The organism is Embleya sp. NBC_00888 (genome assembly GCF_045207655.1).
Taxonomy (GTDB): Bacteria; Actinomycetota; Actinomycetes; order Streptomycetales; family Streptomycetaceae; genus Embleya.
In genome coordinates, this window is record NZ_CP108785.1 from 682,576 (window position 1) to 709,149 (window position 26,574).

The following is a 26,574-nucleotide window of genomic DNA, read 5'->3' on the forward strand; positions in this document are numbered from 1 at the left end:
ATCCGGCTCGCCCGGCTCCGATGGCCGCTCCCACTTCCCGCACCGGGATCATCGCCGTGTCCGGGACGGCTGCGGCACGCGCCGCGCCGTCCCGGACGGCTGCGAGGCAAGAGTTCGCGGCTACTCGGCGTAGGGCTGGTCGGCTTCCGGGGCGCTGTAGCCGAGACTCCAGATGTAGCCGTCAGGGTCGGCGAAGGTGCCGCCGTACCCACCCCACGGCAGAGCACCGGCGGGCTTGAGGATCGTGGCGCCGGCCATGCCGGCCTCCGCCATGATCTCGTCGATCCGTGCCTCACTGCGGACGACGTAGGTCAGAACCAGCCCGCTGAAGCCGCTGCCTTCCGGGTCCGTCCCCACCTGACCGGCCAGACCCTCGCGAGCGTAGAAGCCGACCGGCGAGGCGCCGTCCGATTCGAAGAACACCGAGATGCCGTAGTCGTTCTTGATCTTCCAGCCGAGCCCCTCGGTGTAGAACCGCTTGGCCCGGTCCATGTCCCGGACACCGAGGAGGATCGAGCTGACGTGCGCTTTCATGCCTTGCTCCTTGCACTGTGGATGTACGCGTGCCGGACATCCGGGCCAGGGCCCGGATGTCACATCGGCGCGTGTTCGCCGGTCGATCGGTATGACAGAAGGGTCGAGCGGGGCGGGAGCGGGGCTCGCCGGGAGTCAGGACGGCGTGGGGGCGAGCGACGCGGCAGCCTCCCAGGCGAACCCGTCCGCGTCGGTGAAGGCGTCGGCGGTGCTACCGAGGACGATACGGTGCGATCCGGTGCCGTCGGCGGGGACGCCGAGGTCCTTGGCAAGGGCACGGCGCTTGTACAGCGCCAGCTTGACGGGGCCGGCCTGACCAGGGGCGAACTCGGCGTACTTGCCGCCGAAACTCTTGGCCACGGTCAGGCCCCGGCCGACGTAGTACTGCTTGGTGGCCTTCACGCTCTCGACGCCGATCAGCAGGACGACATCGTCGATCTCGCGGGTGGCCGGGCCGGTGTCCTTCTTCGCCGAGGTCGCGATCTTCCAGATCGTCCCGTCCGGGGCCCGGACGACGCCGCTGTAGCCCCACAGCGACTTCGCGGCGGGCTTCAGCACCGTGGCGCCGGCGTCCACGGCGGCGCCGACGAAGCCGTCGACGGTGGCCGGCCCGGACACCGTGAGCGCCAGGGTGAAGCCGCGGAATCCGGTGGAGTGATCCTCGGACGCCCGCAGGCCTATGTACGTGTCCACGCCGAAGGCGCTGTAGAAGCGGCGAGCAGCCTCGAGGTCGGACACCTCGAGGGTGACGGACGCGAGGGACGTGTTGGCTGCGGTGGAAGCGGTGGTTGCCATGACCATCACGCTAGGCGCTGCGCGGCGGCCGGGGCTTCTCCATTCCTGACCGGTCTCGAGACCTGCTTCGCCACGCACGCCGGCATCCCCTCCAGTTCGATCGCCGACCCCGCATCGCGGGCCGTACCCGCGGCATCGGCATGGTCGGCCGCACCGCAGGTTCGTGTCCACAAGGGGAGGTGCCCGGGTCGACAGCGCGCCGGCCGCGCCGATGACACGCCGTTCGGTGGTGGCGGCGAAGGCGTCGGCCGGGTCCAATCCGCGCGGAGACGCCGAGCGCCGCGACGTGGTCGAGGACGGCCGGAGCGGAGTACTCGGCGGGCAGCGCTCCCATGAAGGGCAGTGCCCCCTGGAGGTCAGCGAAGCGGCAGTGCCCCCTGGAGGTCAGCTCGCCGAGGCTCCGTCTCGGTGGATTCGACCGGTGATGTGGGACAGGTGAGCGCCCGGTGCCTCCTTGGGTCGCGCTGATGATTTCGGCGAGGATCGCGACGGCGGTCTGCTGCGGGGTGCGGGCGCCGAGGTCGAGGCCGATGGGTGAGTGGAGGCGGGTGAGCTCCGCGGGTGTCAGGCCTGCCCGGCGAAGTCGGTCGAGGCGGTCCCGGTGTGCCTGGCGGCTGCCCATGGCTCCGATGTAGGCGACCGGCAGGCGCAGGGCGCGGGCGAGCACGGGTACGTCGAATTTGGGGTCGTGGGTCAGGACGCAGACGGCGGTTCGGCGGTCGGTGCGCGTACGCGCGAGGTAGCGGTCCGGCCAGTCGACGACGAGTTCGTCGACGTGCGGGAAGCGGTCCGGCGTCGCGAAGACGGCACGGGCGTCGCAGACCGTGACCCGGTAGCCGGTGAATGACCCGACGGCGGCGACGGCGGTGGCGTAGTCGTTGGAGCCGAAGACCAGCAGGCGGGGGCGCGGCAGGTGGCCGCGGACGAAGACGGTCTCGTGTCCGTCCGTTGTGTCCACGACGGACGGACACACCGACGGCGAGCATGCGGTCGGCGAGGGCGGCCAACGGGCCCGCGGCGCCGGAGAGTACGTGATGGCCGATGCGGCGGCTGTCGGGGCTCGCGATGACGGTGGCGGACAGTTCTGCCTCCACGACCACGCGGAGGTTCGCCATGAAGGTGTGCGGGGCATCGCACGCGTCGGGCCCTTGGGGATGATCCGGTCGACCGTCCCGGACGCGAGGAGGTGTTCCGCACCGACCCTCTGGGCGCGGCTCATGTCGGCCGCGTACCGAGTGTGCCCGTGCACGATGGCGCCGGCTCCTTCGGGAGGGAGCGCTGATCCCGTCGACCCTGCCCATGACCTGGGTGCAGTTGCTCCACCACCCGAACGAGCAGGCCGTCGCATACCGCGACGACGTGCTCCTGTTCAGCGGTCCCGTGCGCACCGAACCGCTGGACCTGGCCGGCCCCGTCGAACTGACGCTGGACGCGGAGCGCACCGCGCCCACCTTCGCCGTGCTCGCCAAGCTCCTCGACGTCGCCCCCGACGGCACCACCCGCATGATCGTGCGCGGCGACGCCCAGGGCACCGGCCGCGGCCAACTACGCCTCGACCTCGGCCACACCGGCTACCGCGTCCGCCCCGGCCACCGACTCGCCCTGATCATCGCCGGCAGCGACTTCCCGCGGTACGTCCCCAACTCCGGCACCGACGAAAGCCCTTGGCTGGCCACCGTGCTCAAGCCGAGCACCCAGACCCTGCACGCCGGCTCGCTCAGCATCACCGTGCTCGGGTAAGTCCTCGGCGGGCCACAGACACGATCCACAGGGGACCGGGCCGAGTCGGAGAAGCTCTTCAGCCAGGCGCAGGCGCGATACGCGTCCACGTTGCAGGGATGGATCGTTGATGGCTCGCCCAATGCGGGCATCCTCCCGGCAAGCTTGCTCCAGGAGCCCGGATACGCTCGTCGTACCGCCCGCACGCCGAACAGGAAGGTCGGTCGGGTCGGGTCCCCTGTCCCGGCCCGGGCGCGGGGTCACCCCAGCCCAGGGGCACGGGACATCGAGAACCGGGAGCACGTGGACGCGCAGCCGCAGAGTGGCCGGCGTCCGGTCCCCGTCCGGGACGCGCTGCGCCGACGGGCGCAAGGGTTCACGGCCGTCGGCTTACGAGAACCGCCACCCGAAATCCCGGCGTTCGGACGGCATCCCGCGGCGCGCGCCACGGGCGTGGTTCAGGACGGAGGGTCGTGGCGTGGGCCGGGAATGGATCGTCGGGGTGGTCGGGTGAGGGTGATCTGGCGTACGAGCTGGTGCAGGCAGGCCGTGGTCGCCACCGCGGGCAGGACGGCGACGACGACGCCCTGGACGGTCATGGAGGCGTGGCTGACGGACAGCGCCATGGACAGGCCGGCGAAGGCGGTGACCACGATCCACGAGTGCAGTGCCCGGCGGCGGTGCAGGCTGGAACGCAGGATCGACAGCGAGGCCACCACCCACGGTCCCTGGACCAGGACGGGCCACCACCGGGCCGGGCCGTCGGTGGCGTCGGCGGTGTGCCGTAGCGGTGCGAGGGTGATCACCGCGCCGAGCACACCGATCGCGGCGACCAGCACGACGCTGACCACCACCAACGTGCGGCTGAGCCGGTCCAATCGCCGCGCACCGGTGGCCGGCAGGGGGGCCTCCGGGGGCCGCCGGCGATGACTGCCCGGCCCCCGGACCGGGGCCGGGAGTTCGACGGTGGCGGGAACCTCCTCGGCCGGGTTCCCCAGCAGCCGGGCGAGATCGGCCTCGAACTGCGCGTCCCCCACCACCGCGAACGATGGAGAGAGCCCGTCGGGTGACACGGCCGCGTTCGACGTCGACCACTCCACCGCGCCGGGAGGCGACGCGACGCCCGGGGGAAACTGCATGCCGGGCGGGGGATACGGATCGTATCCATAACCTTCGTACATGGGCCTGACTCATTCAAGGGATCGGGCGTCGCGCGGCACCGACACAAATGTCGATGCCGCATACACATTTCGATGGTCGGCAGGTGGGCGGTCCCGGAATTCACGAACGGTGATCGTCCAGGACATCGTCGAGTCGGCGCGAGTACTCCGCGACGATCAACACCATCGCCAGGGCGAACTGCTCCATGTCGGCGGAACAATGACGAAGCGCGACGCGATGTCCCGCACGCTCGATGAACGCGTGCGGAGACCGTTTGCGGAACGTCGCCGCGCGAGGGGTGAGCACCCAATCCCCCATGGGAAAGGCACGTTGGGCGAGAGCGGGAGAAGCCGCGGCGGACGCGGAAGCTCGGGGAGTCACGCCCGGGTAACGACACACCCTCTTCGATGGGGCTGGTCCGAACCGGTGAACGACGACCCGGATTGTGTCTCTTCCCACCCACACATCGCACATTTCCGAACACCGGCACCGCGTAACCCGTGCCGCCGGGCACGCAAATTCCGTGCCATCGCAGGGAAGCGCGACCGTTCACCCGAGAATTTCTTTACCTCCATAATGGGGGACTCATGAGTTGGTAAAAATTCGGGGCACCCACCGGACGGCGGTCCTATCTTCCGCCCTGCACATATTCGGCTGGAAACCTTGTCACCCGGATCCGGACCGCGCCGGCCCGCGGACGCCCCCCGGATCCTCGACACCGTCGGCATGCTCCGACGACCCGGCCGGGCACACCACCACCCCCGGGATTTCCCACGCGTACGCCGCCCGCGAACACATACGGGGCCACGGTCGGAAGATGCGACCGAGGCCCCGTGCGACATCGGGCACAGCCCGCACAGCACATCGCGAGTGACTGTGAGGACCCGACGAAGCGGACCTACCCGGCCGGGTCACCAACCACTCGACGACACACCGGCCCTCACTCGAAAGAGTCGCCGGCGCGTGGGAGTTCCGCTCGCGCCGGACCCACCCACTCACGCCTTCCGCGACCCGGCGGCGCGGACCCCGACCTTCCCCCGCGAGACGGGCCACGGGCCGAGGCCCCGAGGCCAAGGGCGTGGAAGACGACGATCCGTGACCGAAAATGTCTGCTCCGTTGTCTTGGTGCGACATGTCCGTGATCGTTCGTAGGCCGTACGACGCCACTACGCGGGCAACGGCACCGGCATGAGGCACAGCAATCCACCCCCGAAAGGCGCCGCCGACGTGTTGGCGGCCATGGTCGCCCAGGTGCGATCGTGGAGCGACCCGCAGCCGCCTCCGGATCGGGGACGGACGTTCGCGGACGCCATCACCAACGCGATCGGCAACCGACTGCGACACCCCTCGTCCCGCCTTGGCGCGATCCGGGCGAGACGGTGCCGAACCCGCGACGCACCACGCTCGTTGAACCGCCCGTGAGCGGCCTCCACGCACGACCCGGTCCCCCGTGCCCCGAAGACCGGCAGGACACCCCGGTGTTCGACGCCCTGTCGAACGAATGGATCGCGGCCGGACGCGAACTGCCCTGGGAAACCCCCGCGGCGCAGGCAAGCAGCGGGCCCGGACCGCGCAGCGGCCCACCCGGCGCCGGCGGACCCACCCCCGTGCCCGGACCACGCACCGAACGCCCCTGAAGATCCCCTCCGCCCGCCCTCCGGGCGGCCCGTCCGAACACGCGGCGCACGAGTGGGGACCACGAATCCGCAAAGTGGGCGCCGTCCTCGCGGCAGCCGCCGGTGCGAGCGCGAGGGTCTTCCGCTCGCGCACCGCAGGGGCCACCGATCACCCGTTTCACTCGGCGAGGACGTGGTCGGAACGGGGTTCACCCGGACGGGCGACCCATGAACCGTCGACGTCCGGGACGGGAGACACCTCGTGCGCGGCACCGGGTCCTCGAGGAAGCAGGACCCGGCCCGCGTCGTCACGAGCCACCGCGCCTCCCCGATCGTCCCAACGCCGAGCCGCCGTGCGGGATACGGGTGTTGCGACGTTCACGTCGCCTCCGGCGCGGTTCGCGCGGCGGGCGAGCGGCCGTCTCCTGCGCGGTGGACGGTCGCACCGCGCCATGACTCCCGCCGTCCTTGCGCGCGCGAACCCCCGGCGTCGCCACGGGAACGCGGCGAACCGGCCGCCCACGCTTTTCGGCGTCCTGCGAGCGGAGGACCGGGCGTGGCGGCAGGACCGGGACGTCGAAGGTACGCGAAGGGTGCACGGAAGATGCGTGACCGCGTGATGCGGGTCGGCCCGGCTGCCGAGGAACGGCTATCACGGTGTACGGGTCGGCGCGTGTGTGGTCCGGCCGGGGTGTGTCGACGTGGACGGGTCGATCGTGTCCCGGCGCGTTCCTCGTCACTCGGTGGCCGGTCGGTCGCTTCCACCGTCGCGGCGGTCCGGCGCCCCCGTCGCCGCTTCCGCCGCGGTCCCGCGACCCCTCCCCGAGGCCGCAGGATGGCCGGGCGCGTCGGTGCAGGCCGGCTCGACTGGGCGACCCGGCCTTCGTCGGTGCGCTGCACAGCCGTTGGTTCGCGACGGTGTTCGCCACGGCACACGAGCACGGGCTGCGCAACCGGTGTGGAGCGGCGATCACGACGGCAGTGGGCTGTATGCGCGCGTCCGGGACTCCTCCGCGCTTCATGCGCGTGCGATCTCGCCCGCCCACAGGGGACGTGCCCCCGGCCACGTTTCGGAAGGACGGTATCCGTCGCGGGCCCGAGAGCGTGGTCTGGTTCACCACGGACACCAGGGTCGGGCGGCGCGTCCCGTCGGGAACGATCACCCTGTGGTCCGTCTCGAGCGTGTCCGCGTCGAATGCCCTCGTCGCCGTTCGACGAGGGGCCGACGATCGCAACTCCGGCGATCGGCCCGGGATTTACCTGGCCCACGCCCTCGCGCATCGGTCTCCGAGTGACCGAGATCTCCAATGCCCTCGCCAGTCGAGACTTCCGGCTCCACTCTCGCGGGGATCCGAGAGCGGCGAAAGGGCAGGCAAGCATGGTCAGTCACGGCACGGTCGAAGCCATCAACGGACTGACCGCACGTTGGGCCGCGGCCCTGCCCGAGGAAGGCACGGTACTCGCCGCAGCGCGGCGGGCGACACCGATCAAGCGGCCACCCGCGGATCGGGGTCGCCCAGGGGGCGATCGGTATGTGCGCGTCCGGGGTCGGTGGCGTGGAGGGGGGAACGGCGAAGGCAGGGCTACACCCCCATCGTCGAGATCACCGACAGCATCAGGAACTTGCGCCGGAGCTCGGGTCGGTGTGGGCGGGCCGCGGTTGGATGGTCGTCGTCGAGCGGCGCCGCCCGGGTGCCGCGAGTGGAGACGGACGGTCTCATGAGCATCACCGACGGCCCATACATACCGCAGCACCCTCTCGCGGGCTACATGGAATGCGGCCTCTTCGTGGAGACCCGGCCGGACGCCCCGGACGCCGGGGTCGTGGTCCGGGCGATCAGGAGGTACACGGACGCGGAATGGCTGGTGGAGGCGACCGAGAACGGCCACACCCTGCGGCACGTGGACACCGGCCTGTACCTGAACGCATACGTGGACGCCCCGGACGCCGGGCCGGGTCGGGTGGGCCACGGCGGCGCGCCCCTGAAGGCGACGTCCGAGCCTGCGGAGTGGAGGTTGGTCCCGGTCGAGGAGTACATGCTGCGGATCGAACTCGCGTCGGCCCCCGGCCGGTTCGTGGCATCGTCCGGCAGCCCCAACGCAGACCGCCCCACCCGGGCCATCCTCGCGGACGAGGATGGTTCGGGTGAGGTCCTCGCGTTCATGTTCCTTCCGCGGGAGTAGCAACCGGCAGCCTCTCCACTCCGCGCAGTGCTCGTCCGTGAACGGTTCGGACAGCCGGTCCCGCACCCACATCGCCGTGCTGCCGAGCGTATCGGCGGCCCGCGCGACTCCCAACGTCCGCGCCGGGATCCGGGACCCCGAATCGGAACCCGTCGACACGGCAAACCCCTCGCCGCGGCTCACTCCTTCCCAGCCGAGCAGCCCACGCTCGAACAGTCGGCCCGGCGGACGAAAGCGAATCCCCGGCAAGATCATCAACAGCCTCCAGAAAGCGAGCCCGAGCCCGTTCTCGTGAACAAAGCCAAGCCGCTCCGTTCGCGGCCGGCCGGCGGGTTCAGTCGTCCACGAGGCGGTCGAGGGCGGTGATCTCGCGGGCGCGGTCGTCCTCGACGAGTTCGGCGCGCAGGTCGACCGCGTCGACGGGCCGCTGCTGCTGAGGGCGCGTGGGAACCGCCTCGACCGACACGATCGCGACCGGCTCCTCATCCGCTTCGACAGACCGGCCGGCGTCCTGCCTGGACGCCTCACCGGGAACGTGCTGCACGTCCCGGCCGACCCGCACGCGCGAGGAGGACGTCGACCTCGACTGGATCTATTGCCCACCAGCGTTGTCAACACTGGAGGAGCGACCGACCGCGACCGAGGACGGCGAGGTCGCCTTGAACGATTTCACGCACGGTCGGCTCGCGCGGTCGAGGAGCGCGGTCGGCCGTCGACGAGCGGTCGGTTCAGCCGTCCGACCGACTGCCGTCGGGTCCCCCGCGGGCCGTCCAGGCGCTCGCGTCCTGGCCGTAGCGGGTGAGGAAGCGCGCGAACTGCAAGCGGTCCGCGCTGTCCCAGTGTGCGGTGATCTCCTCGAAGGCACGGCGCTGCTCGGCGGCGTAGTCCCGGCGCGCGGACTCTCCGGCGTCGGTGAGTTCGACCAGGCTGCTGCGCCGTCCTGCTGGGAGGCGACGCGGCGGAGCAGGCCCTCCGCTGTGCATGCGGCGATGGCGCGGCTCCCACCGAGGTGTTCGTCGTGCCCCGCACCGTGCCGAACGCCTCCCCGATGGGCATCACCGGCGACCGGCCGGCCGACGACCCGCGCGTGGCCTCCCGCCTCGGCACCGACTGGGACACCACCTTGCGCTCCTGCTTCGGCCACTACCCCCAGGGCAAGCTCCAGGACGTCCTGGACGGCGCCAAGGCCCTCGCCGACGCCGGGGTGGACCTGCTGGTGGGCACCGACGTCTCCGTGCCCATGCCGTTCCTCGGCGGCCTCGCCCACGGCGCCGGCGTCAACCAGGAACTCCGGCACCTCGTCCAAGCCGGCCTGACCCCCGCAACCGCACTGCGCGCGGCCACGCCACCACCGCCCGACGCTTCCACCTCTCCGACCGCGGCCGGATCGCCGAGGGCCTGCGCGCCGACCTGCTCCCGGCCGACGGCGACCCCACCACCACCATCACCGACACCCTCAACACCCGCGCCGTGTGGCGCCGCGGCGCTCACCTGGCTGCCTGAACCCCGTCAGACCCAGAGGGCCGGCCCCCGAAGGGCCCGGCCCCGCCCGATCACGCCGACGCGGTACCGCGCGGCGTCCCACAGCCGGTTGCGGGTGGCGTGGTCACCGTGCCGGTACACCACCGGCACCTCCTCGACCAGACGCGGCAACTCGTCGACGACGCACCGCACCAGCGCGCGCTGCGCGTCGTCCAGGTACCCGGCGGTGCTCCCCAGACACCCGGAGGCCTCCTCGGCCTCCTCGGCGGCGGCCGCACGCTCGGCCGCGCGGTCGTGCTCGGACGCGGGCTCGCCGTGGTCGTGCCGGCGGCGCGGCAGGCGCCCGGCCTGTTCGTGCAAGTCGCGGTCGCGGTCCAGGGTCGGGCCGCGCGCGGGGAGTCGCCGGACGGGAGGACTCCGAGCCACCATCCGCAAGGCTCGGGGCGCGTCCGGGCGGCAGACGTCAGTCCCGGTCGCGGTGCTCTGTTCGCCCGTGAACTGCGATCGGCCCGGTGGCGGCGATCATGCTCTGCAGCAGCTCGAGGACTTCGGCCTGGACGTCGTCCGGGTCCCTGTCCCCGAGACCGGCGGCCGGGAACACGTAGGGGGCGAACACGCTCCAGCCCAGCACGGCGAGCACCGACGTCGCTGCCACGACTCGCGGGTCGTGCCGGTCGCGCGTCCGGTCGGGCGAGAGCCCCGCGTTCCACTCCCGGCCGACCAGTTCGGTGATCGCGTGGATGGCAGGCGATTGGTCGGCGAACACTTTCGAGGTGTCGCTGTCCAACACGGCCCAGGCGAGCATGCGGGCGTACGCCCGGGGGTCGCGGCCCAGCCGGGCGAGCGCTGTCGCGGTGTCCTCCGCGTCGGCGAGCAGGCGTCCGCCGTGGAGTGCGGAGGTGCGGAACACTTCGGCGAGCACCGCTTCCTTGGTCTTGAAGTAGTGGTGGATCAGCCCGTAGTTGACCCCGGCCCGCCGGGCGATCTCCCGCAGCGAGACCGCGGCGGGGCTGCGTTCGTGAAAGAGCTCGGTCGCGGCGGTCAGGATCTGCTCGCGTGCGGTGGACTCGTTTGTCATGTCGTCAGTGTGCTGGACAGCCCGGTCGAGGGCGCCGTGCCTCGCCCGGTGTGGCGGGCGTGCGAGACACGAGCGCCTTGAGCCTGTGCCGTGCGGGCCCGTCGAGGGCGCGGAACGGGCCCGGGTCCGAGCCGACGCAGCCGGCGGCCGGGTCCATGTTGTGGAGCGCTGGTTCGGCCTGGGCCTCGCGTGGTCGGTCGTCGTCTGCGGCTCAATCCTTCGGTGCAGGGCGGTATTTGGCGGCGATGGCGGCGAGGCGGCCGGGGTAGTCCTCGGGCGCGACGACGGCCTCGATGAGCACGAGCCGGCCGGGATTGCGGTCGACGAGGTCCAAGGCGGCGTCGAGTTCGGCCGCGGTGCCGACTCGGGCGGTCAGGGCCTGGTCGGCGCCGAACGCGGCCGGGAGGTCGGTGTAGCGCCAGGCGGCGACGTCGTTGTACGGGGCGTTTGTCGGGTGGATGGCGCGTTCGATCGTGTATCCGCCGTTGTTGACGACGAGGACCACCGGTGCCGCCCCCGCGCGCGCGAGCGTGCCGAGTTCCTGCGCGGTGAACTGGAGCGATCCGTCGCCGATGGCCAGCAGCGTGCGCCGGTGGGGCGCGGCGACGCAGGTGCCGAGCGCGGCGGGCAGCGTGTAGCCGATGGACGACCACAGGACCTGGCCGACCACGGTGACGCCGGCGGGCATGCGGGTGTCGAGGATCCCGAAGAACGAGGTGCCCTGTTCGGCGACGACCACGTCGCCGGGGCGGATGTACGCCGCGAAGCGGTCCCACAGCGCGGCCTGGGTGAGCGGCTCGTGCGGCTCGGAGATCCGCGTGGCGCGGGCCGGGATTTGCGGCAACTTCCCGCGTACGCGGCTTGTGGCGATGTCGGTGAGTACCGCGAGCGCGTCCGTCATGGGCAGATCGGGAAATTCGGTGTCCCCGATGCGCGACGCGTACGGTCCGACGTCGATCGTCCGGCCGGCCGGGAAGCGGTGGGTGAAGCCGCCGGAGTTGCCGTCGCTGATGAGCACGCCGACGGCGATGAGGCAGTCGGCGTCCTCGACGAGGGCGCGGGTGACCGGTGCGCTGCCGGCTCCCGCGTACATCCCGGCGAAGGTCGGGGCGCTCTCGTCGACGACTCCCTTGCCCATGTTCATGGCGGCGGCCGGGAGCGGGCCCGCGGCGATGAGCTCGGCCAGCGCCTCGTGGGCGCCGTGCCGTTCGACGAGATGGTCGGCGAGTACGGCAGGCCGCGACGCGTGGGCGAGCAGCGCCGCGGCCTGCGCTCGGAAAGCCTGGGTCAGCGGGTCCGGTGGTGGGAACGCGTCGGGGAGCAGGGGCTCTTCGGGAGGCGGCGCGGGGTGGTCGACCAGGTCGCGGGGAAGCGCGACGCGCACCGGGCGCTTGTGCGTCCAGCAGGCGCGCAGCACGCGGTCCATCTCCGCGGCGGCGTTCGCGGCGGTCAGGGTGACGCGGTCGCAGGTGACCTCGGCGTGCATGCGTTCGAAGCGGCCGAAGTCGCCGTCCGCCATGGTGTGGTGCATGGGGAGCCCGGCGTCCACGGCGCGGGTGGACGGTGCGCCGACGATCTGCACGACGGGGACGGACTCGGCGTAGGAGCCGCCGATGCCGTTGATCGCGCTGAGTTCGCCGACGCCGAAGGTGGTGAGGAGGGCGCCGGCGCCGCGCAGCCGTGCGTAGCCGTCCGCGGCGTAGGCGGCGCCGAGTTCGTTGCAGGTGCCGAGGAAGGCGAGTTCCGAGGCGTACACCCGGTCGAGGAAGGCGAGGTTGTAGTCGGCGGGCACGCCGAACAGGTGCTCGATGCCGAGTTCGCGCAGGCGGGTGATGAGCCGGGCGGCGATGGTGGTCATCGGGCGCTCTCCGCGGGGGCCGCGCCGAGTGCGGGCTCCGCCATGCCGAGCATCGCGAGCGCGTTGCCGCGCGCGATCCTGTAGAGCTCGTCGGGCTCCACCCGGTCGGCGATCCGCTCGAGGATGTCCCGGGTGTGGGGCCAGGTGCCGTCCTGGTGTGGGTAGTCGGTCTCGAAGGTGATGCGCTCGATGCCCACGGCCCGGCGCGAGGCGATGCCGAAGTCGTCCTCGAAGAAGCAGCCGAAGACGCGGCCCGCGGCGTAGGTGCTGGGCGGTTCGGTGAGGGATGGGTCGAGGCCGGCCCAGGAGGCGCTGTGCCGGAAGACGTTGTCCACCCGTTCGAGGACGAACGGCATCCAGCCGATCTGCCCTTCGGAATAGGCGATCTTCAGGTTGCGGAACCGGGCGAGGACGCCGGACATGAGCCAGTCGACGAACGAGTACTGGGCGTTGGCGAAGGTCAGTGCCATGCGCACGCCCTCGGGCGCGTCGGGTGAGGTCACCGGCATGCGCGAGCTCGACCCGATGTGCATGCACACCACCGTCCCGGTCTCGTCGCAGGCGGCGAGGAATGGGTCCCAGTGGCGGCGGTGGTCGTGGATGCTGGGCAGCCCGAGGTTGGCCGGCAATTCGGTGAATGCCACGGCGCGGCAGCCGCGTTCGGCGTTGCGCCGGACTTCGTCGGCGGCCGCCCGGGGGTTCCACAGGGGAACGATGCACAGCGGCAGCAGCCGCCCACCGGAGCCGCCACACCATTCCTCGATCATCCAGTCGTTGTAGGCGCGTACGCACGACATGGCGAGGTCGCGGTCCTTGGCCTCCAGGAAGGTCTGGCCGCAGAAGCGCGGGAACGTCGGGAAGCACAGCGACATCTCGGTGTGGTTGAGGTCCATGTCGGCCAGGCGCGCGACCGGGTCGTGGCAGCCGGGACGCATCTCGGAATAGGCGATCGGCTCCATGGTCAGCGCCGCGCGGTCGAAGCCCACGCAGGCCATGACCTGCGGGATCGGTTTCCTGAGGTCCTCGTAGGCCCACCAGTCGGTCTCCGGCCCGTCGCCGCCGAAGTGGTACTTCACCGTGTTGGCGGTCACGTACTCGGTGCGGCAGGTCCCGCGCACCACGTGCCGACCGCGCTCGCGGTCGCGGGCCGGCAGGCGGTTGCTCCACAGGTCGGGCGGTTCGACGACGTGGTCGTCGACGGAGACGACGAGCGGGAGATCACGGGTCACAGGGGCCTCCATGCTGGGCGGGCGGCGCATCGACCGCTGGATTAGCCAATGGCTAATCCAGCCGGAAGTCAAGGGCCTCCACCGCTCTTGACTTCGCCGACCCAGCGCGCGACGGTGGCGATTGGCCATTGGCTAATCGAAGGGTGGAGCGCATGTACGACCTCGTCATCCGCGGCGGCACCGTGGTGGACGGCTCGGGTCTGCCCGGCTACCGCGCCGACGTCGGCGTCACCGCCGGGCGCATCGCCCGGATCGGCCGAATCCCCGGGCGCGGCGCCGAGGAGATCGACGCCGCGGGACTGGTGGTCACGCCGGGCTTCATCGACGGCCACACTCACATGGACGCCCAGGTCTTCTGGGACGAGCAGGGCAGTTGCTCGGCCTGGCACGGCGTCACGACCGCGGTCATGGGCAACTGCGGCTTCACCCTCGCCCCCGCTCGGGCCGACGCCCGCCACCTGGTCACCCGCAACCTGGAGCGCGCCGAGGAGATCTCGGCGGCGGCCATGGAACAGGGCATCGCGTGGACCTGGGAGACCTTCCCGGAATTCCTCGACGCCGTCGACCGACTGCCCAAGGCCATCAACTACGCCGCCCAGGTGGGGCATTCGGCCCTGCGCACCTGGGCGATGGGCGAGAGCGCCTTCGACGGCCCCGCGTCCGAGAGCCAACTCGCCGCGATGGAGGCGGCGCTGCGGGACGGCCTGCGCTCCGGCGCGGTCGGCTTCACGACCACCCGCAACGACAACCACGAAACGGCCGACGGCCGACCCGTGGCCTCACGGCTCGCCGGCTGGGAGGAAGTGCGGCGGCTCGTGGGCGTACTCGCCCGCGAGGGCGCCGGAGTCTTCGAGATCACCCACGAGCCTGCCGCAGCCGGCCCCGACGAGGCACGCGAGGAGTACTTCGCCCGCATCCGCGCCTTGGCCGCCGAAACCGGCGTGCCGTTCAACTTCGGCGTCAGCGGCCGCAACGGCGTCTTCCACGGCCTGCGGCTGCTGGACTCCATCGCGGCAGCCGGCGGGGTCGCGTACGGACTCGGCCACAGCCGCGGCATCAACACCGTCACCTCGTTCCGCACCAAGACCGCGTTCGACAAGCTGCCGTTGTGGAGCGAGGTCCGCGCGCTGCCGTTGGAGGACCAGCGCAGGGCGTTCACCGACCCGGAGACCCGCGCCCGGCTCGTCGCCATCGCGCTCGAAGGGCCGTACGGCCGGGCCATCGGTGCCGAGGCCCGCAAGCCCGACTTCGACCGCATGCGCGTGTACGACAAGCCCATGCCGCCGCTGCGCACCATCAACAAAGCAGCCGCCGCACGCGGCGTGGGACCGGTCGACCTCATCCTCGACTTGGCGCTGGAGACCGACTTCCACCAGATGTTCATCCAGGCGGTGGTCAGCGACGATCCAGCGGACCTGCTGCCGGTCATGCGCCACCCCCGCGCGGTGATGACCTTCACCGACAGCGGCGCCCACGTCGGATCGATGGCCGACGCGTCGCTGCACACGCTGCTGCTGGGCCACTGGGTGCGCGAAGAGCGGGCCTTCACGCTCGAGGAGGCGATCCGCATGGTCTCCTACGCCCCCGCCGTGGCCTGGGGCTTCCACGACCGCGGCCTGCTGCGCGAAGGCCTCGCCGCCGACCTCAACGTCATCGACCCCGACACCGTCGCACCTCTGATGCCGGAAGTCGCCTACGACATCCCCGGCGGCGCGTACCGCCTCCGCCAGCGAGCCGCCGGGATCGCCGCCACCGTAGTGGCCGGCCGGGTGGCATTCCGCAACGGCGTCGACACCGGCACGCGGGCGGGACGGCTGCTGCGCGGCCCACTCGCGAATCGTCGATGCTAGTGCCGCGCCCGGCAACGTTTGCCCCGTCGCGGTGTCCGGTGCGGTGCCTCGGTGTGCCGCCGGAACGTTTCCGGGTCGCACCCGTCCCCCGAGAACCGCCTGCCTGGGCACGACCACGACCACGAGCGGGACCACGAGCGCGACCGCTGCAACCGCTGCGGTGCTGCCACCAGGGCGTCGACGCTGCGCGCCAACGGTAATACCTCGAGGTGATTCAGCAGTCTGACGCGCGCCCACGCAACGGCGTCGACGAACTCCAAGGCGCCCTCCACCATCACGAGGGTTCCCTCGTCGACGCGCGTCGGCAAGCGCGAGTCGACCGACGACGATTCGATGCCCCGTCTCGGTCCGGGCCCGCAGACGTTCAGGAGGAACGCGCCGTGCTCGAAGACGTCGAGGAACGCCGAATCCTCACGGAGAGCCGCAGCACGCTGGGACCACTCCCGCCCTCTTCGGAACGACACGCTCCCCGCGCCGTCGACCACACCGGACTCCTCGGCCGCCTCCAGCAACAGCGACGCCTGCCGCAGGACCCGGATCTCTCCGTCGAGAAGCGTCATCGTCGGCCCGAGGTACTTGGCCAAGGCGTGTACCCGGGCCCGCAGGGTGATCTGCTCCAACGCCCCGAATCCCGGTCGCGGTACGGCGGGGTCCATGACGGCGGACAGCACGTGTGTCGCACTCGTGGTCACCCGAACGTCGTCGGGCAACGCCGCCCCGGCATCAGCGAGGAACGTGTCGAGAACGGCCTCCGTGTCGACACCCATCAGTGGCCGCGAACCGAGGTTTCGGGGAGACGAGTTCGCCATGTCCGCCCGCTCGGCCACCGCGATGGCCTCGGCGGCCCGGGACCCACGATGAACCGCCCGGGCCGCCGGCGAAGCGTCCGGGCCGCGGCGATGCGGCCCGGGAGGGCGAGGCCGAAGGCCGGCGGTCCCGGGCGGCAGGATGATCGGGCCGGAACTCCCCCTGGCGAGGTCGGCGGGACGGACGTGGCGGGCCGGCCTCTCCGGGAGAGTTCGGCCGGCCCACCACATCGCCGCACCCCTGCGCGGACCACGACCGGGCGGTCGCCGCTCGGCTTCGCGGTGAACACGCGGGTACTCGGTAGCGCCGCCGCGGCCGGGCTCTCGGGCTCTCATGGCCCCCGCCGGTGACCTGCGCATCGCGTCGATCACGTCCCGGGCGGACGGATTCGGCCGCCGTCGCCCGGGCGTCTCGCCGCCGGCGTCCGCGGCGGGGCAAACGGCAGGCCGCGTGCGGTATTGTCAGCGCCATACCGCATCGCATGGCGGCCTCCTTCCTCGTGGCGAATCCGTTCGGAGGTCCTCCATGCCTGCTCTCATCGTGCGCCCCTTTCATCGCGACGATCGCGACCAGTTGACCGAGCTCGTCAACGCGCATGTCGCTGCCGTGGTGCCCGGCGCGTCCGTGTCCGTCAATACCGTTCTGGGGCAACTCACCCGGCGCCCCGACGAGTTCGTCACCGATCCGTGGGTGGCGGAGCGGGTCACCCTGGTCGCCGAGCAGCGGGAGGCCGTGGTCGCCGCCGCGCATCTGCTGCGCTACCGCGACGACACCGAGGTCGGCCCGGACCATCGCGGCGCGGGCGAGATCGCATGGTTCGTCCACCGTCCGCCGGCGCCGTTCCGGCCCGACTCCGAGACGGCGGCGGATCAGCTGATGGCCGCGTGTCTGGCCCGGTTGGCGCGTTGGCACGCGCGGGTCCGCTACGCCGACGGAGCCCTGCCCGCTCCCGGGGTCTACGGCCTGCCGGATGTGTGGCCGCACGTGCGGGCGGCCTACGAGCGGGCCGGCTTCCGGCACACCGGCCACACCGAAGTGGTGTTGCTCGCCGAGGTCGCCGACCTGCCGTCGCCGCCCGCCGAACCGTCGACGCCCCAACCGGCCGTGCGGCGCACGCTCGGCGAGTGCGGAACCCGACTGACGGCCCACCTCGACGGCCGCGTCCTCGGCTTCGTCGAAGTGGACACCGCCCTCGACCGACCCGAACGGCTGGCCCGCAACGGAGGATTGGCCGACATCGGCAACCTCGTCGTCGAACCGGACCACCGCGTCGACGGGTTGGCGGACTGGCTCCTGGCCCAAGCGGCCCGGTGGCTCCGCCTGGCCGGGGTCGACCGCGTGCTCGCCTACGAGTCGGCCGACGACACGGACGCGATCGGGCGGCTGATCGCCGCCGGCTTCCGTGAGCTGACCCGTACCGACCGAGGGTGGGAGCACCGACAGGGGTGACGCGGCAGGGGTCCGGACGGGCGCGTCGGGGCCCGTGTGATGTCGTGATCCGGATCGGCGGCCTTCAGGAGGTGGTCGATCCGGATCATCGCGGCGCGGAGCCGGAGGCCGGCGAGGTGGTTCTCGTGCCCGAGATCGCCCCGCACGCGGCGGATCGCGGACGCCCCGGACGGGGTTCGCCGGTATCGCGCCGCCGTCCGTGTCCGGCGGGTGAAGAGCCCACAAGGGGACGGCGGGCGATCCCATCCCGGCCGCTCGCCCTCGCGGGCCTCCACCGCGGCCCGGGCGATGGTGAGCGCATCGTGTTCCGGGTCCCCGGCGACCGGCTCGACCGTGGTGAACACGTGTCCGTCGTCACCGAATCCAGTCGCTGTGTCAGCCAACCCGGTCGGTTCGGTGTTCGTGTCGACACATCAGGCCGCCGCAGGCCGGATGGCGGGAGCATCGGCAACGAGCGCGATGCTGCCTTCGGTGCACAACCGGGATCGGGCACGGGTCGACATCAGCCGAACCACGCGACCAGACGTACGTTCTCGTCCCCGTGTTCGGCGGCAAGATCCCGCATCGCCGTCCAGAGCGCGACCCAGTTCTCCTTGTCCGGGGAGACGAACATCCGTGCCGTGAGGACCACGGGGCGGTAGACCACGCCGTCCAGCACCACCTCCCCGCCCGGCGGCCACTCCGCCGGTGAGTCGAAGTCCCCGCCGAAGGCGTCGTCCGCCGCCTCGTTGATGGCGGGGGTGACCCATGCGAGGTCGTGCAGGACGAGATCGCCGTCCTCCCCGGACCGCCACTCGCCTGCCCAGAGCCAAGCGGGCCCGTCTGTGATGGGCGCGTCCCAGTCGACCGCGGCGACCTCGGCCCACGTGGCGTAGGTGTGGCTGTGCTCGCAGTCGCCGAAGGCACTGCCCTCCCGCACCGGGTCTGAGACGTCGTCCGGGAGCCCCCGACGGGCGAAGAACGGACGATCCGTCCCCACCTCACCCCGCCCGGTGCCGAAGAGACACTGGAACGCGTTGGTGTCCCGCCCCGGCCCGAGGGTCCACAGAGCGACCTCGAACCTCCAGACGCCGTCACTCGAGCGGCTCTCGATCGCACCATCGATGTCTGCCCCCATGAGTGACGAGACTACCTACGTGGGGCTCGGCACTCGCGGACGCGCGATGGCCAGGCGAGAACGCCCTTCGGTGGGTTCGTGCGGGTACTGCGCGAGTTGGGGCGTCGTGACGATGCAGGGGCTCCGTCCGGGGTGCGGCCGCGCGCGATCCACGGCGGACAGGGGCGTCAACGGCAAGCGGCACGACCGGTGCCACCACTGCGGTCGTCCGCAACCGGTCGCCCGGGACGGCACCTGCCGCGCGTGCCTGCTCGCGGTCCACCTCGGACAGGACGAGGTGTGGATGTGGGCCGAGGTGCGACGCGAGTACCTGCCGTCCGGGCGCCCGCTGCAACTCGCGCTCCGTCCGGAAGGGCTGCGGCTCCCCGACGCGTGTTGTACGCCGCGATCCGACGCGGCCACCGCGACGGCGTGGAGGTGTGGAGGTGTGGAGGTGTGGAGGATCGAGCGCAGGTACAACGTGGCGGACGGTCCGCAAGACGGTGGATTCGGTCCGGTCGGAGCCGAGGAGGAAGCTGCCACCGCGGCCTTCGCGCCGCCAAAGCCGTACAGGCCGGTGATCGACGGGATCCTCCGGGCGCGCCTGGACGCGCCGCGCGCTGTGGGCGGGCTCAGGCGGGCGGTTTCGTGTCGACGACGAAGCTGATCTCGACGACCTGGCCGGGGAAGGTCGGTTCGGTCACGCCGAGAACCGTGCCGGCCGGGCGGTGGTCGCCGAAGTACGCCAGGTTGCCCTCCGCCGTCGCCGCGGCGTTCCGCCGCAGGTCCGCCACGGACAGAACCTGCGAGACGACCTGCTTCCGGGTGACTCCGTAGTGGTCCAGGACCCTGTCCACGTTGGCGTAGGTCTGCTCGAGCCGGGCGGCGAGGTCGTCCGCGTAAAGAACTCGCCCGCCTCGTCGAGCGAGAGCTGTCCGGGGACGTGGATCAGCTCGCCGGACTTGATCGCCTGCGAGTAGCCGAAGTCGTTCTCGGCCGGCACGTCGTGGTTGAAGACATCGATGACGGTCATGGTGCTCGCCTTCCTGATCTGCTCTCTTGTGGTTACTCGGGAACTGTAGGAGAGTGAGGGCTGAACTGGCAGAACGCACTTTTCGGTGACTGAGGAACCTGATGGGGACCAAGCAACAACTCAAGGACCTCCCCGAGGACGCCGACCTGAGGCGCGCGGACTCCCTGGCGCGGGAAATCTTCTCGGACATCGCCAACAAGTGGGCGCTCCTGATCATCGAGGCACTCGGCGAGCGCACCCTGCGCTTCGGCGAGTTGCGGAACGAGGTCGAGGGCGTCAGCCACAAGATGCTCACCCAGAACCTGCGCATGCTGGAGCGCAACGGCCTGGTCGACCGGAAGGTGTACCCCACCGTGCCACCGCGGGTCGAGTACACCCTCACCGAGCCGGGCCGGGCCCTGCTCGCCACGGTCGACGCCATATGCGGCTGGACCCACCACTACCTCGGTCACATCGAGGGCGCGCGCCGTCACTTCGACGCCTGACGGGCGCTCGGCGCCACACCCTCGTTGCGCGCTTCCTTGATCGATCCCGAGTTGACGGCCACCGACTCGGCCTGCGCTGCACCCGATATCGGGCTGCCGAGCCGTCCCCATGCCCTACTGCCGTTTCTCGTGAACATCCACGAGCTTCAAAATCACCAACTGCCGCCCAAACCGGCGGACTAACGCTGCTGCTCGAGGTGCACAAGGCCAGAGTCACGGTCGCGTGGCGGAGTTCGTCGCGTTCGGGTGAACTGCGCGCGTCGGGGGCCGGGTTGGTGTAACGGTGGGCGGGTGTCCTTCGCGGGGTCCATACTTTTCGCCTCGTGGCGTGTTGTGCGGGCTGTGCCCCGCGAAGGACGCAAGGGAATGGCTCCGGCCGCGGCAACGCGCGGCCGGAGCCATTCCTGTTCGTCGCGCGGGCACTTCGGTGGAGGGGACGACCGGTCGGTGCCCGTGGACGGGTCAGGGTGTCTCGCCGCGTCTGGTCCTCTCCGCGACGGTCTCGATGTGTTGGTCGCACATGCGGTTCATGTCGCCGCCGGCTGCGGATCCGGGTCCGGGCGGAGCAGGCCGGGGACCAGGTCGTCGAGGCCGATGTGGCGGCCGGGCGTGTGGAGGCCTTCGAGGCGCTCCGGGACGAACGCGTCGAGGTTGCTGTCGACGACGCGGTCGACGGGTTCGACGCGGGGTCCCGGGGGCTGTTGGGCGAGGGGTTCGAGGCGGCGTTGCATCGCGCGGAGTTCCTCGTCGGAGCGGGCGGCGGCCTCTTCGCTCATGACGGCTTTGCGGGTGTGGCCTTCGTCGTCGGTCCATTCACGGATGACCCACACGTGACCTCCCGGGATCGGGACCGGGAACGGTACTCCCCCGATCCGACAAGGAGAAGAGGCGTCGCATCGCGGATTGCTCGGGTGCGTGTCGGGTTGGTCGTGCTCGCGGTGCGGGGCTGCGGGGTCTGCTGTGAGGATGGCGGGTGATGGCGATATTCGTGGCGATGTTCGCGGCCGGGGTCGCTGTGGGATCGTTCGTGCGCTCGGTCGTCTTCGGGTACGCGGTCCCTGCGGGCTCACCGCTTGGTTCGTGCGCTCGGTCGTCTTCGGGTACGCGGTCCCTGCGGGCTCACCGCTTCGGCGGGCCTGCCCGGTCTGCCGCGGGGGCGATCCTTGTGTCGGGTCCGGCAGCGGTGCGGCCGTTGTCCACGTGGGGGCGGTGCCGCTCGTGTGGCGTGCGGGTGGATCCGGCGCCTTGGGTGCCGGAGGTGTCGACGGGGCTGGGTTTCGTGGGCGCGGTGGCCGTGGCGGCTCCGCCGTGGACGGTGATCGCATGGTGCCGGTTGGCGCCGTTCGCCGTCGCGTTGGCGTTGGTCGACGCCACGGTCCACCGGCTTCCCGATCGGCTCGTCCCGGTCGCCGGCGTCGGCCTGATCGTGATCCTCGCGGGCGTCGCCGCGCCCCGGGCGCGTCCCGGGGCGTTCGTTCGCGCGCTGGTGGCGGGCCTGGTCCTGGGCGCTTTCCATCCGGCGCCGGCGTTGGTGGGCGGGCTGGGCATGGGTGACGTCAAGCTCGTCCCGGTCGTCGGAGTGGCGTTGGGGTGGGCGGGGTGGTCGTGTGTGCTCGTGGGCGCGTGTGCGGCGTTCGTGCTGTCGGGCGTGTACGCCGGGGCGATGCTCGTGGTGCGCCGGGGCGGGCGCGCAGCGCGGGTGCCGTTCGGCCCGTTCATGATCGCGGCAGCCTGCGTCGCGCTCGCGATCGGCGGCACCTGACCCGGTGCGTCCGGGGCGGGTCGGCTCGTGACGTCGGTTTCGAGGTACGGGATCTTCGAGGTACGGGGTCGGGGCCCCGCGAACCACAAACATGATCGTTGTCAGACAGGCTCTTCCGCGCGCGCCCTAGCCGAGGCCGGTGAATGCCGCAATCAGGAACGCGGCGACCGTCACGCCGGTCAAGGCCACGTTGATCAGTGTGCGGAAGGGCTCCGTGTCGGGGAACATGTAGGCGATTTCCGGGTGACTCGCCCGGAAGGCGATCGGCACCGGGGTGCCGCGGGCGAGGTCTTGGCTCTGTGATTTCGACGCCAACTGTTGGCGGAGCACCCGTGGACCCGAGCCGTCACCGGGATCGAACTCGATACGCACGAAGTAGTCGAAGTCCCCGTCGCCCGCGTTCTCCGACCAGGGGCCCTCCACGACCTTCGCCTGGCCACGGCGACCACACGCGCACACCCACATCTGCTCCGCCGCCGCTACCACACCGCAGAGCCACAAACCGGCCACGAGTACCGAGAAGACCCGTGCCAGGAACAGCGCCGCCACCACGACCCACCCCCGGGGACGTCGCCGGACCGAACGATCCCTACCACGCACCGCGCGAAACGTCTCCAGCGTGCCCGCCCACCATCGCGGGCGCAAGACACCCGGTACGTGCCGGCCGGCCCCCGGCGGAGGCGTCGGCGGCTTCGCACCACGCGTCCACCGCCGGCTCGGCCGACGCATCGACACCCCGGACCGCTCGCACGGCAGTGGACGCGACCCGTCACACACACAGGAAGCGAACCACGAGAAGCAGCTGTGATGCTGTCCTCATGATGGACGGAACCGGTGGGGTTCAGGGTGGGTCGGTTCGCCCGGGAAAGTACGCACGCGTCGAACGGGAGAGACGGTTCCTGCTCGCCGAACCGCCGGCGCCGTCGTCGGTGACGGCCACGCGCGTGATCACCGACCGGTATCTGAGGGGAACACGTCTGCGGCTGCGGCGTGTCGATCTTCCGGACGGTGGCCGCGAGCTCAAGCTCACCCAGAAGGTGCCCATCCCCCGTCTCGATGGTGTTCAGGGGCTGATCACGAATACATACTTGTCGCCGACCGAGTACGCCCTGCTCGCGTCGCTGCCGGCCGCGGTACTGTCCAAGACACGTTTCAGCGTGCCTCCCCTCGGCGTCGACGTCTTCACCGGCCCCTTGCAAGGACTGGTCCTTGGTGAGGCCGAGTTCGCCACCGACGAGGAGGCACGGTCATTCGTTCCTCCCGCGGAGTGTGTGGCAGAGGTGACCGTCGACATCCGCTTCACCGGGGGGCGCCTTGTCGAAGCATCACGCGACGACGTACTCGATTGGCTATCCGACTACGGGCTCCCCCCGCAGTGACCGGCACAAGCGCGCAGCACTCTCCGTCTCGGCCCCAGACGCCGGCTCCTGCTCCTCGGCAGGGCGAACACCGATCTTCCGAACCCCCTTGGCCCGGAAGGTTCGAGGCCGTCTGCGCCACCTGTCGATCTTCGCCACGGTGGGATCGCGTCTCCCCGATCCAAGGCGCGGCCGAGAGCGGTGGACGGGTCGGGAATGTCGGCGCGTTTGGCGGGGGGCGGGACGGTCGTCAGCCCGAACGCCGTTATTGCATGGTGGCGTTGGTCGGGCGGCTTCATGGAGGACAACGCCCTCGGCCGGGTGCGCGAGGCGCCGGCCCAGTCGTGCGGGGTGTGAGCACGCCGAGGGCCGCCGGAGGCTGGGCCCCGCCGCCGAAGCCGGCCGCCGAAGTGGATACGGGGAGCACTCGCGCACTGCTGTCGGTGAGCTGGACTGGGTCAGTCTGCCAGTCGGGCCAGGGCCAGTACGTGCGCGCGGTCGAGGGAGTCGCCTGCAGCGCAAGGGATGTCCGGTTGCACACCGGTGCCCTCCCAGTTCGTGCCGGAGACGGGGTTGATGGCGCGGCCGACGGGCACGGTGGCTTCCAGGTGTGGGTGCACGGTCCAGCCCTGGCACGGATGTGCACCGCCGCGGGTGCGCTCGCCGACGACAACGGCGCGACCGAGCTGCTGAAGGTCGTACGCCAGCTCTTCGGCGGCGGAGAAGGTGCTGCCGCTGGACAGCACATACAACGGCTTGCTTCCGCCGAAGCGCACGCCGGGAACATGCGGCAGACTCCAGGACTGCTCGCTGCGCTCGCCGCGGCGCCAGGACATGGTGTTGAGGTGGGTGCGCTCGTCGAGCAGGTAACTGCAGACGAAGGCGACCGTGTCCGGGTCGCCGCCCCGGTTGGAGCGAAGGTCCACGATCAGCGCCTGCGCACGGGAGGCCAGGGTGAGCGCGGCGCTCAGCGGCTCGGCGGCCCACTCCAGCGGGAACAGCATCGGTGCCAGTTCCACCACGGCGACCCCTCCGTCGAGCAACTGCACTCGGGGTGCACCGCCCAGCGAGGTGTCGAAGTCCCGGCGCATGGAGTCCAGGGTGGCCGCCCCCCGCTTCGGGGGCACCGGGTCGACGTGGTGCTTCAGTCTCAGGTGCCGGTCGCCGTTGACGGACTGCAGGTCCGCGGTGACCAGCCGGGCGAGCTCCTCGGGGCCGTCGACGTCGTAGGCGCCCTCGGCGAGGCGTCGTTGCAGCAGGCCGGCGAGCTGCTCGGCTATGTCGGGGAAAACGTAGTGCTCGGTCAGCAGCCGGACCGTCTCGTCGATGACAGGGGCGGGCGGAATCTTCGTCAGAGTCGTCATGGCGAGGAGTAGAGCACTGCCCTTGCGAAAGCGTCAATAAGTTTAGACACTTTCGGTATGCGTGATCAGCCTTCCTACCCGCCGCCTCCTGAGGATGTCCTGGAGATCGGTGCGCCTGAGCAGTTCGCGGCGCTCGCCCACCCGTTGCGTCAGCGGTTGCTCTTCGCCCTCGGCCAACGGCCCGCCACCATCAGCCGGCTCGCGGCGCAGCTCGACGCGAAGAAGGGCAACGTGGCCCACCACCTCAAAGTGCTCCGCGAAGCCGGGCTGGTCCACATCGCCGAGACCCGCCGGGTCCGCGGCGGTACCGAGCAGTACCACCAGCGCACGGCCCGCCACATGGTCGTCGCCGAACCCCAAGCGGCAGGCACCGCCGCCATGCTCGCCGCGTTCGCCCAGGAGCTGGACCGCTCACCCGCCGAGACCCTGACACTGCGCCACGTGCGTCTCAGCCCCGAGCAGGCGAGAGAACTCGGCGAGACCCTCACCAACCTGGTCGACGAGGCCGAGGAAAACACAGAGGCCCAGCCCGTCCACGGCGTGCTGGTGGCGCTCTATCAACAGGCTCCGCCCACCGGCACCACCGGTTCCGCCTAGCGGCACCAACCTCACAAGCCCTTACGGCCGTGGGGACCAGCGGAACAGCCGGTAACGCCAAGCACTCGACAACGACCGGAGGTGTCCGGTGACCTTGCGGGCTTCAGGAAAGGGCGTTCACGAAAGTCCGGAGTCTGGAAGGCGGGGTGTGGACCGCCCTCTCGTGGACATCGGGGGCTCACCCTGGGGCAGTGGTGCGCCGCGCATCGACAGGACCCGGCCGACGCCGCACCCCGATTGCGGGCCGCCGCGGACCGCGCGTTCGCCCTCCTTCGCAGGTGGCACGCGGCCGGGTGGCATCACGGGGACCTGCACCCCGGCAACGTCCTGATCACGGCCGCGGGCACGGGAACCGGAGCCCACCTCGCGTTCGAGGCCGGGGTCGAGTTCATCGACCACGACCTCACCCACCACCGCGACCTGCTCCCGCTGCGAGGCCCCTACCGGGGCGGCGGCGACCAGGCCATCGCCCCCGAGATCGCCCGCCTGCTCTTCACCACCGTCCCCGACGTAGACGTCGAACTCACCGACGCCGCCGAGATCTACAGCCTCGGCGCCACCCTGCGCTGGGCCTGGACCGACGCGGGTCCCTCCACCCCACGCTTCGTCGGCCCCCACGTCACACCCGACGACAGCCCTGACCGCGGACACGCTCGCGGACACGCGCTTCGCCGTGTCGTCGCTCATTCAAGCCGGCGTCGCGCCCCACCCGCAGTCCGCAGCGGCGCCGCGCCCGCCGGCACCGAGTCCCGCGCGCACGTCCTTGCGGCCCTGAATCGGCCCCGCCTCGCGGTAACAGCCGCGCTCCGGCCCGGAATCGGCGGCTACACCCCCGACTTCATGCCCCCGGCGCGCAGACCGGCGCGGTGTGCCCGACCTCACCGCCGAACGCCACCGGATCGCCACCACACCCGCGCCGACCGTCGACCGCGGCAGGCAACCCCCGGCAGGCAGTCCACACTCACTACCGTCCGGCGCCATCTCGGGTGCGGAGAAAGCGAGTTCGCCCACCGCGCCGCGGACGAGACGGAGGCGGGAATGACCCCCTGACCGGTGTGGTGCCGGCTCTGCAGTGGCACGAGCGACGCGGGTCTCAACCCCAGTCGGCCGCGGCCCG

At 71.3% G+C, this 26,574-nt stretch carries 26 protein-coding genes and 2 pseudogenes; 11 read left to right on the forward strand and 17 right to left on the reverse strand.

From position 1 onward, the window contains the following. Positions 1-120 precede the first annotated feature (120 nt). From OG948_RS37295 to OG948_RS37305, 3 genes are all read right to left on the reverse strand, one after another. Positions 121-534 (reverse strand): VOC family protein, encoded by a 414-nt coding sequence (locus tag OG948_RS37295; protein WP_331769412.1) that lies wholly within the window; start codon positions 532-534, stop codon positions 121-123. A 135-nt stretch (positions 535-669) separates the two neighbouring features. After that, positions 670-1,335, reverse strand: coding sequence for a glyoxalase (locus OG948_RS37300; RefSeq protein WP_331773420.1), 666 nt, complete (start codon positions 1,333-1,335; stop codon positions 670-672). Positions 1,336-1,339: 4 nt separating this feature from the next. After that, a complete protein-coding gene (locus OG948_RS37305; protein WP_406300489.1) occupies positions 1,340-2,287 on the reverse strand; it encodes an XdhC family protein in 948 nt (315 codons plus the stop codon). A 341-nt stretch (positions 2,288-2,628) separates the two neighbouring features. Here OG948_RS37305 and OG948_RS37310 point away from each other — a divergent pair, with 341 nt between their 5' ends. Then, the gene (locus OG948_RS37310; RefSeq protein ID WP_331769413.1) at positions 2,629-3,069 is read left to right on the forward strand and encodes a CocE/NonD family hydrolase; all 441 of its coding nucleotides are present in this window, start codon (positions 2,629-2,631) and stop codon (positions 3,067-3,069) included. A gap of 437 nt (positions 3,070-3,506) precedes the next feature. On the opposite strand, the gene OG948_RS37315 is transcribed toward OG948_RS37310, so the two are convergent. Both OG948_RS37315 and OG948_RS37320 read right to left on the reverse strand, forming a co-directional pair. Further along, complete coding sequence (locus tag OG948_RS37315; RefSeq protein ID WP_406300491.1) at positions 3,507-4,187, reverse strand: DUF2637 domain-containing protein; 681 nt, start codon at positions 4,185-4,187, stop codon at positions 3,507-3,509. A 142-nt stretch (positions 4,188-4,329) separates the two neighbouring features. After that, a complete protein-coding gene (locus OG948_RS37320) occupies positions 4,330-4,527 on the reverse strand; it encodes a hypothetical protein (RefSeq protein ID WP_331769415.1) in 198 nt (65 codons plus the stop codon). Positions 4,528-5,687: 1,160 nt separating this feature from the next. On the opposite strand from OG948_RS37320, the gene OG948_RS37325 reads away from it, so the two are divergent. Continuing rightward, entirely contained in the window at positions 5,688-5,846 is a 159-nt protein-coding gene (locus tag OG948_RS37325; RefSeq protein WP_331769416.1) for a hypothetical protein, read from the forward strand. Between the two features lie 1,698 nt (positions 5,847-7,544). Continuing rightward, positions 7,545-8,009 (forward strand): hypothetical protein, encoded by a 465-nt coding sequence (locus tag OG948_RS37330; protein ID WP_331769417.1) that lies wholly within the window; start codon positions 7,545-7,547, stop codon positions 8,007-8,009. Between the two features lie 334 nt (positions 8,010-8,343). Here the strand turns inward: OG948_RS37330 and OG948_RS37335 are convergent, their stop codons facing one another. Further along, a complete protein-coding gene (locus OG948_RS37335; RefSeq protein ID WP_331769418.1) occupies positions 8,344-8,475 on the reverse strand; it encodes a hypothetical protein in 132 nt (43 codons plus the stop codon). 262 nt (positions 8,476-8,737) lie between these two features. After that, positions 8,738-8,992: a MarR family winged helix-turn-helix transcriptional regulator gene (locus OG948_RS37340; RefSeq protein WP_331769419.1), complete on the reverse strand. Its 255-nt coding sequence runs from the start codon at positions 8,990-8,992 to the stop codon at positions 8,738-8,740. Positions 8,993-9,018: 26 nt separating this feature from the next. Between OG948_RS37340 and OG948_RS37345 the strand changes: the two are divergent. Further along, positions 9,019-9,512: pseudogene (locus OG948_RS37345) on the forward strand (amidohydrolase family protein); the annotation flags it as partial. Positions 9,513-9,518: 6 nt separating this feature from the next. Here OG948_RS37345 and OG948_RS37350 read toward each other — a convergent pair. From OG948_RS37350 to OG948_RS37365, 4 genes are all read right to left on the reverse strand, one after another. Next, positions 9,519-9,917, reverse strand: a complete 399-nt coding sequence (locus tag OG948_RS37350; protein ID WP_406300494.1) for a hypothetical protein — start codon at positions 9,915-9,917, stop codon at positions 9,519-9,521. A gap of 37 nt (positions 9,918-9,954) precedes the next feature. Beyond that, positions 9,955-10,569, reverse strand: a complete 615-nt coding sequence (locus tag OG948_RS37355; protein WP_331769421.1) for a helix-turn-helix domain-containing protein — start codon at positions 10,567-10,569, stop codon at positions 9,955-9,957. Between the two features lie 211 nt (positions 10,570-10,780). Further along, positions 10,781-12,427, reverse strand: a complete 1,647-nt coding sequence (locus tag OG948_RS37360; RefSeq protein WP_331769422.1) for a thiamine pyrophosphate-binding protein — start codon at positions 12,425-12,427, stop codon at positions 10,781-10,783. Then, entirely contained in the window at positions 12,424-13,656 is a 1,233-nt protein-coding gene (locus OG948_RS37365; protein WP_331769423.1) for an amidohydrolase family protein, read from the reverse strand. Before OG948_RS37365 ends, OG948_RS37360 begins: the two co-directional genes overlap by 4 nt. 152 nt (positions 13,657-13,808) lie before the next feature. Here OG948_RS37365 and OG948_RS37370 point away from each other — a divergent pair, with 152 nt between their 5' ends. After that, entirely contained in the window at positions 13,809-15,506 is a 1,698-nt protein-coding gene (locus OG948_RS37370; protein ID WP_331769424.1) for an amidohydrolase family protein, read from the forward strand. Here the strand turns inward: OG948_RS37370 and OG948_RS37375 are convergent. Continuing rightward, entirely contained in the window at positions 15,503-16,090 is a 588-nt protein-coding gene (locus tag OG948_RS37375; RefSeq protein WP_406300497.1) for a hypothetical protein, read from the reverse strand. The genes OG948_RS37370 and OG948_RS37375 overlap by 4 nt on opposite strands. A 748-nt stretch (positions 16,091-16,838) precedes the next feature. Here OG948_RS37375 and OG948_RS37380 point away from each other — a divergent pair. Beyond that, the gene (locus tag OG948_RS37380) at positions 16,839-17,762 is read left to right on the forward strand and encodes a GNAT family N-acetyltransferase (RefSeq protein ID WP_331769426.1); all 924 of its coding nucleotides are present in this window, start codon (positions 16,839-16,841) and stop codon (positions 17,760-17,762) included. Between the two features lie 502 nt (positions 17,763-18,264). Here the strand turns inward: OG948_RS37380 and OG948_RS37385 are convergent. Both OG948_RS37385 and OG948_RS37390 read right to left on the reverse strand, forming a co-directional pair. Then, a complete protein-coding gene (locus tag OG948_RS37385; RefSeq protein WP_331769427.1) occupies positions 18,265-18,879 on the reverse strand; it encodes a hypothetical protein in 615 nt (204 codons plus the stop codon). Positions 18,880-19,490: 611 nt separating this feature from the next. Continuing rightward, positions 19,491-19,891 (reverse strand): annotated as a pseudogene (locus OG948_RS37390) (RidA family protein). A gap of 101 nt (positions 19,892-19,992) precedes the next feature. On the opposite strand from OG948_RS37390, the gene OG948_RS37395 reads away from it, so the two are divergent. After that, the gene (locus OG948_RS37395) at positions 19,993-20,376 is read left to right on the forward strand and encodes a helix-turn-helix domain-containing protein (protein ID WP_331769428.1); all 384 of its coding nucleotides are present in this window, start codon (positions 19,993-19,995) and stop codon (positions 20,374-20,376) included. Between the two features lie 527 nt (positions 20,377-20,903). Here OG948_RS37395 and OG948_RS37400 read toward each other — a convergent pair. Next, positions 20,904-21,206, reverse strand: coding sequence for a hypothetical protein (locus OG948_RS37400; protein ID WP_331769429.1), 303 nt, complete (start codon positions 21,204-21,206; stop codon positions 20,904-20,906). Positions 21,207-21,634: 428 nt separating this feature from the next. On the opposite strand from OG948_RS37400, the gene OG948_RS37405 reads away from it, so the two are divergent. Then, positions 21,635-22,138, forward strand: coding sequence for an A24 family peptidase (locus tag OG948_RS37405; protein ID WP_331769430.1), 504 nt, complete (start codon positions 21,635-21,637; stop codon positions 22,136-22,138). 126 nt (positions 22,139-22,264) lie between these two features. On the opposite strand, the gene OG948_RS37410 is transcribed toward OG948_RS37405, so the two are convergent. Further along, positions 22,265-22,687: a hypothetical protein gene (locus tag OG948_RS37410; RefSeq protein WP_331769431.1), complete on the reverse strand. Its 423-nt coding sequence runs from the start codon at positions 22,685-22,687 to the stop codon at positions 22,265-22,267. 269 nt (positions 22,688-22,956) lie between these two features. On the opposite strand from OG948_RS37410, the gene OG948_RS37415 reads away from it, so the two are divergent. Continuing rightward, the gene (locus tag OG948_RS37415; protein WP_331769432.1) at positions 22,957-23,517 is read left to right on the forward strand and encodes a hypothetical protein; all 561 of its coding nucleotides are present in this window, start codon (positions 22,957-22,959) and stop codon (positions 23,515-23,517) included. A 437-nt stretch (positions 23,518-23,954) separates the two neighbouring features. On the opposite strand, the gene OG948_RS37420 is transcribed toward OG948_RS37415, so the two are convergent. Next, entirely contained in the window at positions 23,955-24,860 is a 906-nt protein-coding gene (locus OG948_RS37420; RefSeq protein ID WP_331769433.1) for a S41 family peptidase, read from the reverse strand. A 57-nt stretch (positions 24,861-24,917) separates the two neighbouring features. Here OG948_RS37420 and OG948_RS37425 point away from each other — a divergent pair, with 57 nt between their 5' ends. After that, positions 24,918-25,457, forward strand: a complete 540-nt coding sequence (locus tag OG948_RS37425; protein WP_331769434.1) for a winged helix-turn-helix domain-containing protein — start codon at positions 24,918-24,920, stop codon at positions 25,455-25,457. Between the two features lie 81 nt (positions 25,458-25,538). Further along, positions 25,539-26,507, forward strand: coding sequence for a phosphotransferase (locus tag OG948_RS37430; protein WP_331769435.1), 969 nt, complete (start codon positions 25,539-25,541; stop codon positions 26,505-26,507). Positions 26,508-26,574 lie beyond the last annotated feature (67 nt).